This is a genomic window from Burkholderia sp. MSMB1078WGS (assembly GCF_001528895.1).
Taxonomy (GTDB): domain Bacteria; phylum Pseudomonadota; class Gammaproteobacteria; order Burkholderiales; family Burkholderiaceae; genus Burkholderia.
The window spans coordinates 62,599-81,120 of sequence record NZ_LPDI01000037.1; the positions used below are offsets into that span (position 1 = coordinate 62,599).

Sequence of the window (18,522 nt, forward strand, 5' to 3'; positions counted from 1 at the left end):
ACGCGGCGATGCGTGACGACGGCGCGGAAGGGACGACAGAGGCAGCGAAGACCGGCTTCAGTGTGCCGACGGCGCGGCGGGCGCGTCGGCGAGCGCCGGCATCGAGTCGGACAGCGCGCGGTCCGGCCGAATCCGCAGCGCGGCGACGATGCCGAACAGCAGCATCGCGACCGAGCCGATGAACGGCACCGTCCAACTGCCGGTGCGATCGACGAGATAGCCGAACAGGATCGGCGACAGGATTCCCGAGATCGCGGAACCGGCGTTCATCATTCCGCTCGCGATGCCGGCATGGGCCGGCGCGATATCGCTCGGCACGGCCCAGATCGGCCCGATCGTCAGTTCGAGGCACAGGAACGAGCCCGACAGGCACAGCGCGACGCCGGCCGTCGAGTGCACGAAGGCGAGCGGCAGCAGGCAGGCGAGCGCACCGACGAAGCTCGTCACGATCACGCTCTGGCGCGACAGCGCGAGGTTGCCGGTCTTCCGGTAGATGCGGTCGCAGAGCCAGCCGCCGAGCGTGTCGCCGACGACGCCCGCGAAGAACACGCCGGACGCGAACAACGCGGTCGATTTCAGGTTGAGGCCCTGGCCGTTCAAGAAAAAGGTCGGCAGCCACGTGAAGAACAGCCACGCGGTCCAGCCGTAGCAGAAGTACACGAAGATGGTCGGCGCCATCCGGCGCAACAGCGGGCCCCACGGCGTGGGCCCGGAGAGTGCGGCGGGGCGGCGGGTGCGCGTGCGGCCATCGTCGTCGCCGAGCGGATGCTCGCGGAAACCGGCGATCCACCATGCGAGCCACGCCAGCGTGACCGCGCCGATCACGAAGAACGCCGCGCGCCACGACAGCCACGTCATCAGCGCGGCGACGATCGGCGGCGTGACCGCGTTGCCGAGCCGGGAGAACGAATGCGTGAAGCCCTGCACGACGCCGCGCCGCTCGCGCGGGAACCACTGCGTGATCGCTCGGGCCTGGGCCGGCAGCGTCGCGCCTTCGCCGATGCCGAGCAGCAGGCGCGCGGCGAACAGCAGCCCGAGGCTGTGCACGAGCCCGGTCGCGAACGTGGAGACGACCCAGATCAGCCCGCAGCCGATCAGCGTGATGCGGGCGCCGAACCGGTCGGCGATCCAGCCGCCGCCGATCTGGCAAATTGCATACGAATACGCGAACGCGGAGAAGGCGACGCCAAGCTCGGTATTCGACAGCCCGAGTTCGGCCTTGATCGCGCCGGCTGCGGTCGCGAGATTGACGCGGTCGACGTAGAGGATGAACGAAAGCGCGCACAGCAGCCACAGCGTGTGGCGCCGTTGACGGTGGTCGGTGGGCATCTGTCTCACTCCATGTTCGTGCGCGGCGTTGCAATGACGCTGCGTTCACGGGCCGGCCCAGCATCGCGCGGCGGTGGAGACGCTGTCCAATGAATCTTTGGGATCAATCGATAACCCCAGGTGTTCATTTCCGCTTCAGCCGCACGTGTCCGGCGCGGTGCGCAAGCTGGCGATTGCGCGAAGCGAGGCACTGGAGGTGGTGCGCTACGTGACCATCCGCACGCGGCCGGCATTCGACTGTGCCGGCGCCGTGCGCGCGGGGGCGTGCAGCGCGCGGCCGGGAAGGGGACGGTGCCCGTGATGGTGCATACGACGCCGGGTTCGGTCCGCCGCTCGAACAGGTCGGGCGCGAGCCGCGCGCGTGAGCGCCGGGGCCCGCGCGTTACGCCGGGAAGCGCTCGCCGTCGGGCGCCGGCACGAGATCGTCGGGCCACTGCACGTCGAACCGCGTGCCGCCCGCGCCGGTCGGCACGCACAGCGCTTCGCCGCGATGCGCATGCGCGATCGCCGCGACGACGGCGAGCCCGAGGCCGGTGCCGCCGGGTTGCGACTCGTCGACGCGCCGGAACGCCTGGAACACGTGCGGCGCGAACTCGGCGGGAATGCCCGGGCCGTCGTCCTCGACGCGCAGCCGGCACATTCCGTTCTCGATGCGTGTCTGGATCCGGATCGCGCCGGGCACCGCATGGCGGCGTGCGTTCTCCAGCAGCGCGAGCAATGCCTGGCGGACGCGGACCGGGTCGCAGCGCATGCGACGCGGGTCGAGGTCGAGTTCCGGATGCTGGCCGGCGGCCTGCAGCGCGTGCGCGAACACGTCGACCACGGCGCGCACTTCGGCGCCGAGATCGGTGTCGCGGATCTCGATGCTCAGGTGGCCGCTGTCGGCGAGGCTGACCACGCGCAGATCCTCGATCAGCCGCGTCAGCCCTTCGACTTGCGCGAGCAGGCTGCGGTACAGCGCCTCGCTCGGCGTGAACACGCCTTCGGCGAGCCCCTGCAGCCGGCCGCGCAGCACGGTCACGGGCGTGCGCAGCTCGTGCGCGATCGCCGCGTTCCAGAAGGTTTGTTCGTCGGTCACGCGCTGCAGCTCGCTCGCGAGCGCGTTGAAGTTGTCGGCGAGCAGCGCCGCTTCCTTCAACGAACGGTCGCCGGCAACCGCGCGTGCGCCGAGATCGCCGCGCGCGACCCGGCGAATGCTGTCCGTCACCGAATTCAGCGGCACGAGGATGCGGCGCGACAGGTTGATCGCGACGACGATCGCGATCAGCAGGCCGACCAGCGTGGTCGAGATGATCCATACCCACTCCGGCCCGCTCGGGAGCCAGCTCTGCGGCTGGAACGACTCCGGCGAGTACTGGTACAGCAGGTAGTAGAACGCATAGGCCGTCACGACGATCAGCACCGTGACGCCGAAGGCGATCGCGCCCATCGTCAGCGCGATCTGGCGGCTCAGGCCATCGAGTCTCACTCGCCGCTCCACAGTTTGTAGCCGACGCCGCGCACGCTGGCCGGCACGCCCGCGACGCCGAGATCGTCGAGTTTCTTGCGCAGCTTGCTGACGTGGCTGTCGACCGTGCGCTCCAGCGCGTCGCCTTCCGGCAGGCAGGTGGCCATCAGCTCGGCGCGGCTGAACACGCGGCGCGGCGCGCGCGCGAGCTGCGCGAGCAGCTTGAATTCGGTGAGCGTCAGCACGAGCGTGTGGCGCGCGCCGTCGATTTCGACCGTCGCTTCGTGGTGCTCGAGATCGATCTCGAACGGTGCGGCGCGCAGCACGCGCTGCTCTTCCTGGCGCGAGCCGCCCATCGACCGGCGCAGCACCACCTGGGCGCGCGCGACGACTTCGGCCGGGTTGAACGGCTTGACCACGTAGTCGTCGGCGCCGATGCGCAGCCCGGTCAGCTTGTCGATGTCCTGGTCGAGCGCGGTCAGCATGATGACCGGCGTATCGCCGCGATGGCGGATCTCGGCGAGCACCTTCCAGCCGTCGACGTGCGGCATCTGCACGTCGAGCAGCACGAGATCGGGCTTCAGCGACAGGTGGAGTTCGAGCGCGCGGCGGCCGTCGGCGGCGTGCACGGTACGCAGGCCGTTGCGCGCGAAATAGGCGATCAGGATCTCGGCGATCTCGGGTTCGTCCTCGGCGATGAGGACGAGCGCCTGTGCGCGCTGGCCGGCGCCGGGAGATGAAGAAAATTCGGGCATGGCCACTCGTTCGGATCTATCGGGGTTCCATCGAATCGCCATACTACCGCACGGCCCGCGCAACCGAACGGAGACGGGCGAAGCCGCGCCGATCATCGTCGCGTGCGCGGGCTTTCCGCGACCTTTCGGAAGCGCTGCGATGCATTGCCCGACAGGGGAATACCCTGTCTTTTTTTTTCGATCCTGTTTTATGTATCATGACCTAACTTTTGCAACATGTACTAATTAGAGGCGCCGGAAAATCCATATCGGTACGGGCAGTCCGGCGCGTGTTCAGGCAGGAATGCGAACCGGATTCGCGCGCGCCGTCAGAGGGGCGGGTGGGCCGGCGGCAGGTGAAGCGGATCGGGATCGCATCCCGTCGTCAGACTCCGCGCGAACGATGGCTGTCTCCCGGCAGGGCGGCCGGCGTTCGCGCCCATTGCAGGCGTCATTTACCGATCATGTCCAGGAAGTCATCCATCAGCGGGTCGGCCGACCTGCAGCGCAGGCAGTGGCTCAAGGCCGCGGGCGCGTCGGTCGCGGCGAGCGGTCTTGCACTCGGCGCTGCGCGGGCGAAGGCCGATTCGGCGTCAGCCGCCGGCCAGGGCGGCGACGTCCTCGATGTCGCGATCGTCGGCGCCGGGTTGGCCGGCCTGACGGCCGCGCGCGACCTGCGCTACGCGGGCTGCGAATCCTTCGTCGTGCTGGAGGCGCGCGACCGCGTGGGCGGCCGCACGCTGAACTACGACGTCGGCGGCGGCTTCGTGACCGAAGTCGGCGGCCAGTGGATCGGCCCGGGCCAGACGGCGATCGCCGATCTTGCCCGCGAGCTGGAAGTCGGCACGTTTCCGAGCTACTACGCGGGCAAGACGGTGATCCTGGGCGGCGACGGGCGCGCCGAGATCGACCTGGAGGGCACCTTCGGCACCGACGAGGCCGTCGCGGCGAAGCTCGGCAGGTTGTCGCGCGACGTGCCGTCCGGTGCGCCGTGGACGTCGCCGAAGGTCGGCGAGCTCGACCGGCTGTCGGTCGGCGACTGGCTCGCGACACAGGGCATCAAGGCGGAAGACCGGATGGGCTGGAACGCATCGATCTCGCTGTCGGGCGGCGTCGCGCCGGCGAAGATGGGGCTGCTGCACTTCCTGTCGATGATCAACTCCGCCGATTGCGATTACGCGCAGCTCGACTCGATCAAGCACAGCGCACAGGAAACGCGGTTCGTCGGCGGCTCGCAGCGCCTGAGCATCCGGATGGCGCAGCAACTGGGCGACAAGGTGCGGCTGTCGTCGCCGGTGCGGCGGATCGTCGGCTGGGATCGCGACGTCGTCACGTTGCAGACCGATCGCGGCACGGTGCGCGCGAAAAAGGTCGTGATGGCGCTTCACCCGGCGCTGTGCCACCAGGTGCAGTTCGATCCGCCGCTGCCTGAAAAGCGCCACGCGCTGCAGCGCGCGTGGCCGGCCCATTCGCCGGCGCGCAAGACGGCGATGGTCTATCGCCGCCCGTTCTGGCGCGACAAGGGACTGAACGGCCACATCTTCCAGACCGACGGGCCGATCTTCTGGGCCTACGACAATTCGCCGCCGGGCGGCGAGATCGGCGTGATCAACGCATTCGTGCGGAATGCGCTGATGCCGTCGGATCCGCAGGCCGCGCAGCAGATGCACATGGATCTCTATGCGCAGGCGTGGGGCGACGAAGCGCGTGCGCCGGTGTCGTACCACGATCGCGACTGGGGGCTGGCCGACCCGTGGACGATCACGTGCGTGTCGGCGATCCCGCCCGGCTTCTGGAGCGCGCACGGCGACGCGTTGCGCGCGCCGTGCGGCAACCTGATCTGGTCGGGCACCGAGACCGCGAACATCTGGGCCGGCTACATGGACGGCGCCGTGCGTGCCGGTCACCAAAGCGCGCTTCAGGCGCTCAATGCGCTGCGTCGTGCTTAGGAGACCGAAAATGAAGAAACGCATGCTGCTCGTCGCGGCGCTCGTGGTGATCGGTGCGTTGCTGGTGCTCTACGGCCCGACGCTGCTCGGCTTCTATCGCCTGCAGCGCCATATCGATACGGCCGCGCAAGCCGATGACGCCGACGGCGGCCCGTGGCCGCGCGTGACCGACGCGTGCATGGGCTGCCATGGCATGAAGGGCACGTCGCTCAGCCAGGCGTATCCGAGCCTCGCCGGCCAGCCGGCGCAATACGTGGCCGCGCAGCTTCGCGCGTTTGCGGGCGGGCAACGCACGAACCCGACGATGGGCCCGCTCGCGATGACGATGAGCGAAGCCGAGATCACGCGTGTGGCCGGCTATTACGCGAAGCAGGCGCCGCTGGACAACCGCTATTTCAAGCCGGATGCACGACTGCGCGCGAAAGGCGAACAACTCGTGACGGCCGGCGCGTGCGCGGCCTGCCACGGCGCACGGCTGACGGGGCAGGCGCAGTTCCCGCGTCTGGCCGGCCAGGGCTACGACTATCTGCTCGCGCAGCTCGACGCGTTCGCGATGGGCTCGCGCAGCGAGGCGACCGGCACGATGCAGCGCGTCGCGCAGGCGATGTCGGCGGACGATCGGGCGGCGGTGGCGACCTATCTTGCAAGCCTCGGCCCCGCCAGGCAGTGAATCAACGGCAGCAATCGACTTCGGGAGTTCGAACCATGGATCACAGATCACTTGTCCTTTGTCTTGCCAGCGCGACGCTCGCGATGACGACCGGCGTCTACGGCTTCAAGTTCGTGCGCAAGCGCAACTTCCTGCTCGGCTTCGAATGGTGGATCGTGACGATCTCCGCGTCCAACGCAGTGATCTTCTTCGCGACGGAATCGCCGGTGTCGTACTTCGTTTCGCACTTCCTCGACGCGTTCTCGCGCGGGTTCGGGATGCCGGTGATCGCGGTCGCGGGCCTGATGGCCGTCACGCACGGCTACCGGCCGTCGATGCGGCAGGACGTGACGCTGTTCGTGCTCGCGACGCTCGGGACGGTCGCGCTCGTGGCCGGCGCGTTGCAGCATGCGCTGCCGTACTTTTACGTGGCGATGTGGACGCTGATGTCGATCTATCTCGCCGGTTTCGTGTGGCGGCTCGTGCGTGCCGGCCACGCGGTCCACGCGCTGACGACGACGCTCGCGCTCGTCGCTTCGCAGGCGATCGCGTGCATCTACGATTTCTACAAGATTCCCGGCGAGGAAACCAACGTCGTGTTCAATTTCTACGTACTGGCGTTGCTGACCTGGTCGTACCTGACCGCCACGCTCTATTACGCGTATTGCGCGCTGGAGCGCGACGCCGGGCCCGGCAAGGTGAACGCGAGCGTCCTGTCGTATCCGAAATGAGTCGCGCCATCGAGGAAGCGGACACGGCACGCGCCGGTCGCGGGTCTGGCTGCGGCGATCGCGGAGCGCGCGGATGGACCGGGTTCGCCTGACCCGCGCCGAGCGGCGCAATGCGACGCGCGAACGCCTGATCGATGCCGCGCGCGCGATCTTCGCGGAGAAGGGGTATGCGGCCGCGAGCGTGGAAGACATTGCCGCGACGGCCGGGCATACCCGCGGCGCGTTCTACTCGAACTTCCGCGGCAAGGCCGACGCGCTGTTCGAGTTGCTACGACGCGATCAGGGCGAGGCTGCCGCGGCATTGCAGCGGATCGTCGGTTCGCATGACCCCGCCGACGACGCGCAGCGCGCGATGCTCGCGTACTGGCGAAGGGGCACGACCCGGTCTGCATCGCGCCTGATGTGGCTCGACGCGCAGCTCCAGGCGGCGCGCGATACGCGGTTCCGCGCGCGCTTCGGCGCGTTGCTGCGCGAGCGGCAGGCGCTCGCGGTCGCGTGCATCGACGCGTATGCGGCGCGGGCCGGCGTGTCGCTGCCGTTGCCTGCGCCGGTGCTGGCGCGCGGCCTGACCGCGCTGTGCGACGGCATGCAGTCGGACGGCGCGGCCGATGCACGGAGCACGGTCGACGCGCCGGCCGACGCGGTGTTGGACGGCTTCATCACGCACATGGTGTTCGACCGCGTGCGCGGATGAACGCGCGAAGAAGCGGCGGCGGTGCGTTGTCGTGTGCGTGTATGAAGGCCGAAAGCCGATTGTCATGACGGGCCGGCGGCGGACGGCGACGGACGTTCGATCATGCAGACGAAACAGGGAATACCCCGTCTTTTTCTTTTCATTATTTTTGTCATGATGACCTAACATAGTCATCGTGTTCTACTGGTGACCGGCAATGAAGGCGAACCGCCGGTCGTGGCTGAACGAATCGGGAGATGGACGATGGATGCAATGACGCGCAAGGCGTTCTTCGAGGACGGAGCCGTGCTCATCGAAGGCGTGCTGAACGACGAACAACTCGCGCAATGCCGCGCGGTGTTCGACTGGGGGATGGAGAACCCGGGCCCGATGGCGACGACGCTGCTCGACGGCACCGAATACAAGTCGCACAACGACAACGCGAATCCGTACGCGAAGGCGCGGCTCGACGCACTGGTCGGCACGCTGCCGTTCGGGCAACTGTTCGCCGACCTTTGGGGCTCGAAGCACGTGTGGTACTTCGCCGAGGAGCTGTTCATGAAGGCCGGCGGCAAGAGCGCACGCTCGCCGTGGCACCAGGACACGTCGTACCTGCCGTGGCAGGGGATGCATTTCGGCAACGCGTGGATCAGCTTCGAGCACGTCCCGAAGCGCAATGCGCTCGAGATCGTGCGCGGCTCGCATCACGGTGTGCGCCATGACGGCACGACGTTCCAGAACGCCGACGATCCGACCGACCCGTTGCATGGCGGCGACGTGTGGCCGCGCTTGCCGGACATCGAGGCCGAGCGCCGTGCGGCGCCGGATGCGTACGACATCCTGTCGTGGGAAACGAAACCGGGCGACGTGCTGCTGCTTCATCCGGGCGTGCTGCACGGCGGCGGCGCGGTCGACGCCGATTTCCCCGATCGCCACACGCTCGTGCTGCGCTTTTTCGGCGACGACGCGGTGTTCAGTCCGCTGCCCGACGAAAGCCGCTCGGGATTCACGCCGGCCGGCGTGCTGTTCGTCGAGGAACTCGCCGCGCTGAAGGCCGGCGATCCGTTTCGCGCGCCGTGTTTCCGTCAACTCGTCTGAACCGGGAGATTTTCAACATGACAGCCACTCCGAAGCGGCAATCGATCGTGCCGGCAGCGTTCCAGCCGTGGTACGACGCGTACCACTTTTCGCCGGCGACGCGCGTCGGCGACACGATCTGGGTGTCGGGCCAAGTCGGCCTCGACGCGCAGATGCAGCCGGCCGACGGCGTGCAAGCGCAGGCGCGGATCGCGTTCGAATGCCTGAAGACGATTCTCGAGGAAGCCGGCGCGAGTCTCGCCGACGTCGTCGAACTGACGACCTTCCATACGGATCTGCAGCGCGAGACCGAAGGCTTCGCAGCGGTCAAGGACGTGTATTTCCCCGACCGTTACCCGTCGTGGACGGCGGTGGGCGTCACGCAGCTGGCGCTGCCGGGGCTGTGCGTCGAGATTCGCGCGGTGGCGGTGGCCGGGTCCGGCAAGGGCTGACGGAAGGCACGAGGGTTGTTCGCCGATTCTGCGTTCCAGTCGAATCGCAGTCCTGACGAAAAATACTGGAATGGCAGTCGAGCGGCAAACGGTCGGCCGGAGAAACTCCGGCCGGCGCGACAAGGTGCGACGTCGCCGTCGACTGACGGCGACGATCGAAGCAAACGGGTTTCGTCCGGAATGGACGAGCGAAGGCGGAGCAGCAAGGAGAACCATGATGAAGAAGCATCGTTTCTGGACCACGTCCGCGATCGCGGCCGCTGCATGTGTCGCGATCGGCACCGCCGTCGCGGCGGACGACCTGACGCCGGCCGGCGCCGACCGCTCGGCGAGCAAGGACGGCACGGTGCCGGCTTATGCGGGCAAGCAGTCGCCCGACGCCGGCTGGGAGTGGGGCAAGGTGCGCGGCGATTTCTGGAAGCATCGCAACGAGAAGCCGCTCTACTCGATCGACGCGGCGAACGTCGACAAGTATGCGGACAAGCTGTCGCCCGGCCAGGTGGCGCTGATCAAGCAGAAGAAGGGCTACCGGATGGACGTCTATCCGTCCCATCGCGAATGCCAGTTGCCGGATGCCGTCGAGCAGAACTCGAAGGCGAACCTCACCGCCGCGAAGCTGGATGCGAGCGGCGAGAACCTCGCCGCGGCCGCGTTGCCCGGCGTGCCGTTTCCGCAACCGAAAAGCGGCATCGAAGCGATCCTGAACTACGAGATGCGCTATCGCGGCGAAGGCGTCGACTGGGCGCAGGTCGCCACGACGATTTCACCGCGTCCGGGCAGCAGCGAATGGATCGACGCAGTCGGCCCGCAGACGTATTACTTCCCGTCCGGCAAGCTCGGCAAGACGTCGCCGCAGGAGGTCGACCAGCTCAGCACGGCCGTCTACTTCCAGATGAATTCGCCGGCGGCGCTGGCCGGCCAGGCGTTCGTGCAGCGCCAGTACTTCAACAAGCCGTCGGAGACCTACTACTACTTCCCGGGCCAGCGCCGCGTGCGACGCATGCCGGCCTACACGCACGACGCGCCGCTGATCGGCTTCGAGAACCAGTACCTGATCGACGAAGGGAACATGATCAACGGCTCGCTCGACCGCTTCAACTGGAAGCTGGTCGGCAAGAAGGAAATGATCGTTCCGTACAACGCGTTCGGCCTGTACCGGTTCAAGAGCAAGCTGCACGACGTCGCGACGCCCGACGGCCTCGCCGCCGCGAGCCGGCGCTACGAGACGCATCGCGTGTGGGTGGTCGAAGCGGCGTTGAAGCCGAGCGCGCGGCACGTCGCGTCGAAGAAGGTGTTCTATCTCGACGAAGACAGCTGGCTCGCGCTGGTGGGCGAGGACTACGACGCGCAGGGCAAGCTGTGGAAGGTGCGGGAAAGTTACCCGATTCCGGTGTGGGAGCTCGGCGGCACCTGCGACAACGAACCGCTCGCGCAATACGACATGATCAACGGCCGTTACGTGTTCGATGCGTCGTCGATCGGCCAGGGCAAGGACGTGCGCTGGCTCGAGCACGCGGACGATCCTCGCTTCAAGCAGGATTTCTATACGGCGGAATCGCTGCGCTCGGTCAGCGAGCGGTGACGTAAACCGGCTGACGGATACAAGGACCGGCGCGCGCAACGATCGTGCGCCGGCATCGAACAGGGGCGGAGGCGTATCATGGAACCGGCACGATTGTTAAGGAATACTACGGTATCGTTGGCGATGGCGGGCGCCGCGACGTCGAGCGCGTATGCGTACGATTTCATGGCGGGCGGCGGCGCCGTGCAGGGCTCATGGGTGACGAACCTGACGGCGGGCGCCGGCATCCGGACCAAAAACCCGAGCTGCTCGCTCACCGGCGACCCGAACGCCTTCGGCTGCGGTGCGGGCGCGAACACGAACCAATGGGGCTACGCGGACGACGGCGATCTGAACTATCGCAAGGGCCAGCCGTTCAGCACCTACGTCAGCGCGACCAGCGAGCTGCTGCTGAAGATGCCGGGCGAAGGGCTGAAGTTCATGGTGCGCGGCACGGGCATGTACGACTTCATGGCCCGGAACACGAACCGCACGCCGTTGTCGAGCACGGCGGCCGCGCAGGTCGTCTACAACGCGCAGCTGCTCGACCTGTGGGCGCAGAAGGATTTCACGATCGGCGGGCGCAACGCGCACGTGCGGCTCGGCAACCAGGTGATCAACTGGGGCGAGAGCATGTTCGCGCAGAGCGGCATCAACGCGACGAACTCGATCGATGCGCAGAAACTGCTGATTCCCGGCTCGCAGCTCAAGCAGGCGCTGCTGCCCGCGCCGATGGCGAGCTTCGCGGCCGACCTCTCGCACGGGTTCAGTACCGAAGCGTATTACCAGTTCCAGTGGAACGGCAACCGCTACCCGCCGGTCGGGTCGTACTGGTCGGTGACGAACGGCTTCGGCCGCGGCGCGGAACCGTTCACGATCAACACGAACAACCTGAACGTGACCGGCCCGAGCGCGGGCACGATCGCCAACGCGATCGGCGGATCGGGCGCGGCCGGCAACCAGGACACGCTCAACGCGATCAGGAACGGGCTCGTGAACGGCACCTACGCCGGGCCGCCGTTCAACGACATCGGCCTGCCGAGCACGACGACCCTGCCGGCCAAATACCGCCCGCAGTTCGGCGTGAAGTTCAACTATTCGCCGCGCGCGTTCGACGCGAACTTCGCGTTCTACTACCTGAACTACACCGACAAGTCGCCGGTGCTCGCGTCGCTCGCGAACGGCACCGAGCAATGGTCGTATCTCGGCCGGCGCCAGTTGTTCGGCGTCAGCGCGAACTTCGGCGTCGGGCCGTGGGCAATCGGCACCGAATTGTCGTACCGTCCGCGCGACGCGGTCGCGCTGTCGAGCTGCTATGGCGCGGGCGGCCCGCTCGACCTGAACACGAACGGCGTGGCCGGCGTGGACTGCCCGCAATGGGTCGACAAGAAGAAGTTCCAGTACGACATCAACGGCCTGCTCGCGCTTACGCGCAGCGAGTACCCGTTCCTGAAACTGCTCGGCGCCGATTCGGCCGCACTGACGTGGGAACTGACGTGGATCTACTACCCGGGACTGAGTTCGAGCGGCGTCACCCGCACGGTCGGCGGGCAGACCGTCACGCAGGTGCCGCAGACCGGCTACCTGCCGTGGCTGAACAACGGGTCGGCGGCCGGCTATCCGATCGGGATGGGCCAGGGTACGTCGAGCTCGGTGGGCGCGACGATCGACTTCAACTGGACCTATGACGGCTCGCTGATTCCCGGCTGGCAGGTCACGCCGGGCATGACGTTCTCGACCGGCCTGTACGGCTACACGCCGACCTTCACCGCGAATTACATGCAGGGCGCGAAGTCGCTGAACGTCTACGTGCTGTTCAACCAGAACCCGCCGAACTGGCAGGCCGGCATCAATTTCACCGCGTTCTGGGGCGGCCACAACACGGTGGGCCAGCCTTATGCGGACCGCAATTTCGTCGGCTTGTTCGTCACGCGGAATTTCTGACGGCGGCGGATAGCAACCGGCAGGTGGCGTACGCCACCGGAATACATGAAGGGGTAACGTCGTGCTCAATCGTCTGGTCAGTCGCCTGGAAAGGCTTTTCTTCGGTCACCGCGCGATCGTGCTCGCGGCGATCGCGTTGTTCACCGTCGCGATGGCCGTGTTCGCCGTGCAACTGCGCATGGATGCCGGCTTCGACAAGCAGATGCCGATCGGGCACGAGTACATCCGCACGTTCCAGCAATACCGCAAGGACTTGCTCGGCGCGAACCGGATCACGGTGGTCGTGCGCGCGAAGCACGGCTCGATCTGGTCGAAGCAGGGGCTGACGCGCCTGTACGACGTCACGCAGGCCGTCACGTACCTGCCGAACGTCGACCGGATCGGCGTGCGCTCGCTGTGGACGCCGAACGCGTTCGTCAACGAAGTGACCGACGAGGGGTTTCGTGCGGAGCCGATTATCCCGGGCACGATCACGCCCGACCAGTTGACGCCCGACATCGTGGCGCGCGTGCGCCGCGCCACGACGCTCGGCGGCTACGTCGGCACGCTCGTGTCGCACGGCGAGGACAGCGCGATGATCACGGCCGAGCTGAACGAGCGCGACAGCGCCGGCCAGGTGCTCGACTACGTCGCATTCAATCGCCTGCTCGAAGACAAGATCCGCAAGCCGTTCGAGGATGCCGGCTATGAGATCCAGATCATCGGCTTCGCGAAACAGATCGGCGATATCGCCGACGGCGCGACGGCCGTGCTCGGCTTCTGCGCGATCGCGCTCTTGCTGACCACGCTTGCGGTGTACTGGTACTGCCATTCGGTGCGCTTCACGGTGCTGCTGGTCGCGTGCTCGCTCACGTCGCTCGTGTGGCAGTTCGGCACGTTGAAGCTGCTCGGTTTCGGCCTCGATCCGCTCGCGGTGCTCGTGCCGTTCCTCGTGTTCGCGATTGGCGTGTCGCATGGGGTGCAACAGGTGAACTTCATCGTCCGCGAGATCGCGCACGGGCGGAGTTCGTTCGATGCGGCGCGCCACAGCTTCAGCGGCCTGCTGGTCCCCGGCGCGCTCGCGCTGATCACCGCGTTCGTGTCGTTCATCACGCTGCTGCTGATCCCGATCCCGATGGTGCGCGAACTGGCGATCACCGCGTCGCTCGGCGTCGCGTACAAGATCGTGACGAACCTGATCCTGCTGCCCGTCGCGGCATCGTGCTTCAACTTCACGAAAACCTATGCGGACGCTTCGCTGAAGCGCGCGCAGCAACGTGCGAAGCCGCTGCGTGTGCTTGCCCGCGTGGCGGAGCCGAAGGTCGCAGGCGTCGCCGTCGCGCTGACGGTGGCGATCTTCGCGCTCGCCGCGTGGCAGAGCCGCGACCGCGTGATCGGCACGCTGCAGCCGGGCGCGCCGGAGCTGCGCGCGGACGCGCGCTTCAACCGCGACGCGACGTCGATTGCCGGCAACTACGACATGGGCCTCGACTGGCTGACGGTGGCGATCGAATCGACCGGCAACGCGTGCGACAACCCGGCGGTCGGGCTGTACGAGGACGACTTTTCGGCGGCGATGAAGACCGAGCCGGGCGTCGTGTCGGTGCAGTCGTACTCGGCGATGCTGCGCGCGTACAACCAGGGCTACAACGAGGACTTCCCGAAGATGAACGTCGTGCCGATCGCGCCCGAGAACTACGGCGCGGTGTCGGTCGACGTGTCGCGCGTGAAGGGCTTCATGAGCCGCGACTGCGGGATGACGGCCGTGCACCTGTTCCTGACCGACCACAAGGCGACGACGATCAACCGCATCCTCGACGACGTGAAGCAATACCGCGCATCGCATCCGTTCCCGGGCATCACGGTGCGGCTGGCCGCGGGCAACGCGGGCGTGCTCGCCGCGACCAACGACGAAGTCGAGAAGAGTGAGCTGCCGATGATGCTCTACGTGTATGCGGCGATCCTGGTGCTCGTGTTCCTCGCCTATCGCGACTGGCGCGCGATGCTCGCCTGTTGCGTACCGCTGTCGGTCGCGACCTTCATCGGCTACTGGTTCATGAAGGAACTGCAGATCGGGCTGACGGTCGCGACGTTGCCGGTGATGGTGCTGGCGGTGGGGATCGGCGTCGATTACGCGTTCTACATCTACAACCGGCTGCAGGTGCATCTCGCAGGCGGGCAGGACATCGTGAAGGCCGTGCAGCACGCGATGCTCGAAGTGGGCGTGGCCACGATCTTCACTGCGATCACGCTGGCGATCGGCGTCGCGACGTGGAGCTTCTCGGCGCTCAAGTTCCAGGCCGACATGGGCAAGCTGCTCGCGTTCATGTTCATCGTGAACCTGGTGATGGCGATGACCGCGCTGCCCGCGCTCGCGTCGCTGCTCGAGCGCTGGTTCCCGCGCCGCAAGCCGGCTCGCGCGCCGGGCCTGTTCAGCCACTGAAGCCGACGAACATTCCGACGGAGATCCGGTCATGGTCAAGACCTTCGCTGTTTGCGGCACGCTTTGCCTCGCGGCGGCCGCCTTCGCACGCTTTCATGAAACGGCCGCGCAGCAGCCTGCGCCGGCCCGCGCGTTCTCGACCGACGTGAAACGCGTTAGCGTGCGTCACGCGACGGGTGACGAAACGGCTGCGGCTCCGTCGTCGAATGACGGCGACGCCGGACGTCAGACGGCGGCCGAACAGGGTGCCGACAAGCCCCCCGTCGTCGCGCTCGGCGTCGCGCATGCCGGCTGGTCGGCGCTGTTCAGCCACTGATGCCCGCGCACACCACCACGGAGGTTCATCGATGATCAAGACACTCGTTGCCTGTACCGCGCTCTGCGCGGCCGCCGCGGCCCTCGCGCAACCGCAGAACGGAACGGTGGCGGCCTGGGCCGCGAAGCCCGCGCATGCATGGGCCGCGCCGACGCACCGGATGCTGATGGACGCGGCGCGCGCTGGCGCGCGGATCGTCGCGGTCGGCGAGCACGGCATCGTGCTGCTGTCCGACGACGACGGCAAGACCTGGCGGCAGGCGCGACGCGTGCCGGTATCGGCGACGCTGTCGGCCGTGTCGTTCGCCGACGCGAAGCACGGCTGGGCCGTCGGCCAGTGGGGGGCGATTCTCGCGACCGACGACGGCGGCGACACGTGGATCACACAACGGCTCGATACGTCGGTCGATCAGCCGCTGTTCTCGGTGCTGTTCACGAACGCGCGGGACGGCATTGCCGTCGGCCTGTGGTCGCTGATGCTGCAGACGCACGACGGCGGCAAGACGTGGGCGCGCACGACGCTGCCGAAGCCGCCGGGCGGCGGCAAGGCCGACCGCAACCTCTATCACGTGTTCGCCGACGCCGTGCAGGCGATCTACATCGTCTCCGAACAGGGAATGGTGCTCAAGTCGGCCGACGGTGGCGCGAACTGGACCTATCTGCCGACGGGCGGCAAGGGCACGTTGTGGTCCGGCGTCGCGATGCCGGACGGGCGGATCGTGGTGGGCGGGCTGCTCGGCAGCCTGTTCGAGAGCCGCGACGGCGGCGCGACGTGGGCGGCGCAGCACACCGGCACGCGCAGCTCGATCACCGATCTCGTCGCGACCGGTGGCGGCCTGACCGGCGTCGGGCTGGACGGCCTCGTGCTGACGCAGCGCGTGGCAGGCGGCCCGTTCGACGTCGCGCAGCGCGCGGATCGCGCGACGCTGACCGCCGCGCTGATCGACGCGCGCGGCAAGCCGGTGCTGTTTTCGCAGGATGGCGTGCTGGCCGCGCCATGAGTCGAATCGATCGAGAAAAACGAGGAAGCATGGAGCCGTTGAAATGAATCGCAAGCACAAGCCGGACATGCAGGCCCGGCGGCGGATATTGCGCGCTGCGGCCGCGGGCGCTGCGTCGCTCGCCGCCGGCGAGGTGTCGTTCGCCGAAGGCGCGGCGTCGGCATCGGCCGATCGCGGCGTGTTCGATGTCGTCGTCATCGGCGCAGGGCTCGCGGGGCTGACCGCCGCGCGCGACCTGAAGCGCGCCGGATGCGAATCGTTCGTCGTGGTCGAGGCGCGCGATCGCGTCGGCGGACGGACCTACAACCACGACCTCGGCCGTGGCGTGGTGTCCGAAGCCGGCGGCCAGTGGATCGGCCCGGGGCAGACGGCGATCGCCGATCTCGCGCGCGAACTCGGGGTCGATACGTTCCCGACGTATTACGCGGGCAAGACCGTCGTGTTGGCGGGCGACACGCGCGTCGCCCAGGATTTCCACGGCGGCTCGGGCGGCGACGACGCGATCGGCGCGAAGCTCGGCGCACTCGCACGCGGCGTGCCGTCGCGCGAACCGTGGACCGCGCAGCGCGCGGCGGAGTTCGACAAGCTCACCTACGGCGACTGGCTGCTCAAGCAGGGCGTGACCTATGAGGACGGCTACTTCCTCGGCCTCGCGGCAAAGCTGTCGCTCGGCGGCGCACCGGCGCAGCTCGGATTGCTGCACTACCTGTCGATGATCAACAGCGCCGATTGCGACTACGCGAAGCTCGAATCGACCAAGGGCGGCGCACAGGAAACGCGCTTCGTCGGCGGCTCGCAGGTGTTGAGCCTCCGGATGGCGAGCGAACTCGGCGCGAAGGTGCGACTGTCCTGCCCGGTGCGCAAGATCTCGGGCTGGGATCGCGACGTGGTCGACGTGCAGACCGATCGCGGCGTGCTGCGCGCGCGGCGCGTGATCGTCGCGCTCAATCCGGCGCTGTGTCAGCAGATCGTGTTCGATCCGCCGCTGCCGGAGGGCCGCGCGCAGTTGCAGCGGAACTGGCCGGCGAATGCGCCGATGCGCAAGACGGTGCACGTGTACGACCGGCCGATCTGGCGCGACGACGGCTACAACGGACAGATCTTCGAGGTCGGCGGCCCGGTGTTCATGGCGTACGACAACTCGCCGCCGGACGGCTCGGTCGGCGTGCTCGCCGCGTTCGTCGCGCCGGGCGCGCTGCCGGCCGAACCGAAGGCGGCCGAGCGAACGCTATCGGCCATCTTTGCGCGCGCGCTCGGCGACAGGGCGCTGCATCCGACGCAGTTCCACGACTACGACTGGGGCCGCGTCGATCCGTGGACGCTGCAGTGCATCCACCCGCTGCCGCCCGGCTTCTGGACGAAATGGGGCAAGTTCCTGCGGCCGGAGGCAGGCCGGCTGATCTGGTCGGGCACCGAGACGGCCGACCTGTGGGCCGGCGCGATGGACGGCGCGGTGCGCTCCGGGCATCGCGCGGCGTTGCAGGCGCTCGGCAAGCTGGCCGGCGGGGAGGCCTGAGTGAAACGAACCTGGATGATCGGCGCGGCGCTGCTGTTGGCGGGCGGCGCGGCGGCCGGCGTGCTGTACGGACCGGACCTCGTCGACGGCATGCGTTACCAGAAGGCGATGGCCGCGATCGGCGAAGCCGACAAGGCCAACGGCGGCGCGTGGCCGCAGCCTCAGGAGACGTGCTTCTTCTGCCACGGCGCGCACGGACAGTCGCAGAACGCGTGGTATCCGTCGCTGTCCGGCCAGCCGGCCCCGTATATCGCCGCGCAATTGCGCGCGTTCGCCACGGACCGGCGCCGCAACGCGTACATGGGGCCGCTTTCGCGCGAACTCGACGACGCGAAGATCGACGCGCTGGCGACCTACTTCGCGCGACAGGCACCGGCGCGCAACGAACCCGTGCCGGCCGACGCGGCGCTCGACAAGCGCGGGATGGCGCTGGTCGACGCGCGAAGCTGCCGCGCGTGTCACGGCGCGGCGCTGACGGGCAAGGATCCGGCCCCGCGCCTCGCCGGCCAGGGGCAGTTTTACCTGGAAGCGCAACTGGCGGCGTTCCGCTCGGGCGAGCGGCACGATCCGACCGGTGCGATGAACGCGTTGGCCGCGACGTTGTCGGGCGACGACACGCGTGCCGTTGCGCATTATCTGGCCGGTCTGTCGCCGGGCGGAGCGGCGAAATGATGCGCAAAACGCGTCGGGGCCGGGAATACCCTGCCTTTTTCTTTGCCTTT

16 protein-coding genes are annotated in these 18,522 nt (G+C 67.8%); 13 read left to right on the forward strand and 3 right to left on the reverse strand.

All coding sequences use genetic code 11. The features are described from left to right. Positions 1-57 precede the first annotated feature (57 nt). The 3 genes from WT24_RS08220 to WT24_RS08230 all read right to left on the reverse strand — a co-directional run bounded on the left by WT24_RS08220 (position 58) and on the right by WT24_RS08230 (position 3,531). Positions 58-1,329, reverse strand: coding sequence for an MFS transporter (locus tag WT24_RS08220; RefSeq protein WP_059792124.1), 1,272 nt, complete (start codon positions 1,327-1,329; stop codon positions 58-60). A gap of 382 nt (positions 1,330-1,711) precedes the next feature. Next, a complete protein-coding gene (locus tag WT24_RS08225; protein ID WP_059792126.1) occupies positions 1,712-2,797 on the reverse strand; it encodes an ATP-binding protein in 1,086 nt (361 codons plus the stop codon). Continuing rightward, a complete protein-coding gene (locus WT24_RS08230) occupies positions 2,794-3,531 on the reverse strand; it encodes a response regulator (protein WP_060032525.1) in 738 nt (245 codons plus the stop codon). Before WT24_RS08230 ends, WT24_RS08225 begins: the two co-directional genes overlap by 4 nt. A gap of 443 nt (positions 3,532-3,974) precedes the next feature. Between WT24_RS08230 and WT24_RS08235 the strand changes: the two genes are divergently transcribed. From WT24_RS08235 to WT24_RS08295, 13 genes are all read left to right on the forward strand, one after another. Continuing rightward, complete coding sequence (locus tag WT24_RS08235; protein WP_060032528.1) at positions 3,975-5,459, forward strand: FAD-dependent oxidoreductase; 1,485 nt, start codon at positions 3,975-3,977, stop codon at positions 5,457-5,459. 10 nt (positions 5,460-5,469) lie between these two features. Beyond that, the gene (locus WT24_RS08240) at positions 5,470-6,129 is read left to right on the forward strand and encodes a c-type cytochrome (RefSeq protein ID WP_060032532.1); all 660 of its coding nucleotides are present in this window, start codon (positions 5,470-5,472) and stop codon (positions 6,127-6,129) included. A gap of 35 nt (positions 6,130-6,164) precedes the next feature. Beyond that, positions 6,165-6,839, forward strand: coding sequence for a hypothetical protein (locus tag WT24_RS08245; protein WP_059792135.1), 675 nt, complete (start codon positions 6,165-6,167; stop codon positions 6,837-6,839). Positions 6,840-6,912: 73 nt separating this feature from the next. Beyond that, a complete protein-coding gene (locus WT24_RS08250) occupies positions 6,913-7,533 on the forward strand; it encodes a TetR/AcrR family transcriptional regulator (RefSeq protein ID WP_060032535.1) in 621 nt (206 codons plus the stop codon). A 243-nt stretch (positions 7,534-7,776) separates the two neighbouring features. After that, the gene (locus WT24_RS08255; protein ID WP_060032538.1) at positions 7,777-8,610 is read left to right on the forward strand and encodes a phytanoyl-CoA dioxygenase family protein; all 834 of its coding nucleotides are present in this window, start codon (positions 7,777-7,779) and stop codon (positions 8,608-8,610) included. Between the two features lie 17 nt (positions 8,611-8,627). Further along, on the forward strand, positions 8,628-9,041 hold the full coding sequence (locus WT24_RS08260) for a RidA family protein (RefSeq protein ID WP_059786396.1): 414 nt from the start codon (positions 8,628-8,630) through the stop codon (positions 9,039-9,041). Positions 9,042-9,255: 214 nt separating this feature from the next. Beyond that, complete coding sequence (locus WT24_RS08265) at positions 9,256-10,623, forward strand: DUF1329 domain-containing protein (RefSeq protein WP_060032541.1); 1,368 nt, start codon at positions 9,256-9,258, stop codon at positions 10,621-10,623. Between the two features lie 78 nt (positions 10,624-10,701). Next, positions 10,702-12,546 (forward strand): DUF1302 domain-containing protein, encoded by a 1,845-nt coding sequence (locus tag WT24_RS08270; protein ID WP_060032544.1) that lies wholly within the window; start codon positions 10,702-10,704, stop codon positions 12,544-12,546. A 61-nt stretch (positions 12,547-12,607) separates the two neighbouring features. Further along, positions 12,608-14,968 carry an RND family transporter gene (locus WT24_RS08275; protein WP_060032547.1) on the forward strand — a complete coding sequence of 787 codons (2,361 nt, stop codon included), beginning with the start codon at positions 12,608-12,610 and terminating at the stop codon, positions 14,966-14,968. A gap of 31 nt (positions 14,969-14,999) precedes the next feature. Continuing rightward, positions 15,000-15,284 carry a hypothetical protein gene (locus tag WT24_RS08280; protein WP_060032550.1) on the forward strand — a complete coding sequence of 95 codons (285 nt, stop codon included), beginning with the start codon at positions 15,000-15,002 and terminating at the stop codon, positions 15,282-15,284. Between the two features lie 31 nt (positions 15,285-15,315). Beyond that, on the forward strand, positions 15,316-16,284 hold the full coding sequence (locus tag WT24_RS08285) for a YCF48-related protein (protein WP_060032553.1): 969 nt from the start codon (positions 15,316-15,318) through the stop codon (positions 16,282-16,284). 43 nt (positions 16,285-16,327) lie between these two features. Further along, on the forward strand, positions 16,328-17,800 hold the full coding sequence (locus WT24_RS08290; protein ID WP_060032556.1) for an FAD-dependent oxidoreductase: 1,473 nt from the start codon (positions 16,328-16,330) through the stop codon (positions 17,798-17,800). Continuing rightward, entirely contained in the window at positions 17,801-18,472 is a 672-nt protein-coding gene (locus WT24_RS08295; protein ID WP_060032559.1) for a c-type cytochrome, read from the forward strand. The last annotated feature ends 50 nt before the right edge of the window (positions 18,473-18,522 follow it).

Bases quoted from the DNA above. Each gene is read 5' to 3' on its own strand.
- WT24_RS08220 (WP_059792124.1), bottom strand. From the start codon at position 1,329: ATGCCCACCGACCACCGTCAACGGCGCCACACGCTGTGGCTGCTGTGC.
- WT24_RS08230 (WP_060032525.1), bottom strand. From the start codon at position 3,531: ATGCCCGAATTTTCTTCATCTCCCGGCGCCGGCCAGCGCGCACAGGCG.
- WT24_RS08235 (WP_060032528.1), top strand. From the start codon at position 3,975: ATGTCCAGGAAGTCATCCATCAGCGGGTCGGCCGACCTGCAGCGCAGG.
- WT24_RS08240 (WP_060032532.1), top strand. From the start codon at position 5,470: ATGAAGAAACGCATGCTGCTCGTCGCGGCGCTCGTGGTGATCGGTGCG.
- WT24_RS08245 (WP_059792135.1), top strand. From the start codon at position 6,165: ATGGATCACAGATCACTTGTCCTTTGTCTTGCCAGCGCGACGCTCGCG.
- WT24_RS08250 (WP_060032535.1), top strand. From the start codon at position 6,913: ATGGACCGGGTTCGCCTGACCCGCGCCGAGCGGCGCAATGCGACGCGC.
- WT24_RS08255 (WP_060032538.1), top strand. From the start codon at position 7,777: ATGGATGCAATGACGCGCAAGGCGTTCTTCGAGGACGGAGCCGTGCTC.
- WT24_RS08260 (WP_059786396.1), top strand. From the start codon at position 8,628: ATGACAGCCACTCCGAAGCGGCAATCGATCGTGCCGGCAGCGTTCCAG.
- WT24_RS08265 (WP_060032541.1), top strand. From the start codon at position 9,256: ATGATGAAGAAGCATCGTTTCTGGACCACGTCCGCGATCGCGGCCGCT.
- WT24_RS08270 (WP_060032544.1), top strand. From the start codon at position 10,702: ATGGAACCGGCACGATTGTTAAGGAATACTACGGTATCGTTGGCGATG.
- WT24_RS08280 (WP_060032550.1), top strand. From the start codon at position 15,000: ATGGTCAAGACCTTCGCTGTTTGCGGCACGCTTTGCCTCGCGGCGGCC.
- WT24_RS08285 (WP_060032553.1), top strand. From the start codon at position 15,316: ATGATCAAGACACTCGTTGCCTGTACCGCGCTCTGCGCGGCCGCCGCG.
- WT24_RS08290 (WP_060032556.1), top strand. From the start codon at position 16,328: ATGAATCGCAAGCACAAGCCGGACATGCAGGCCCGGCGGCGGATATTG.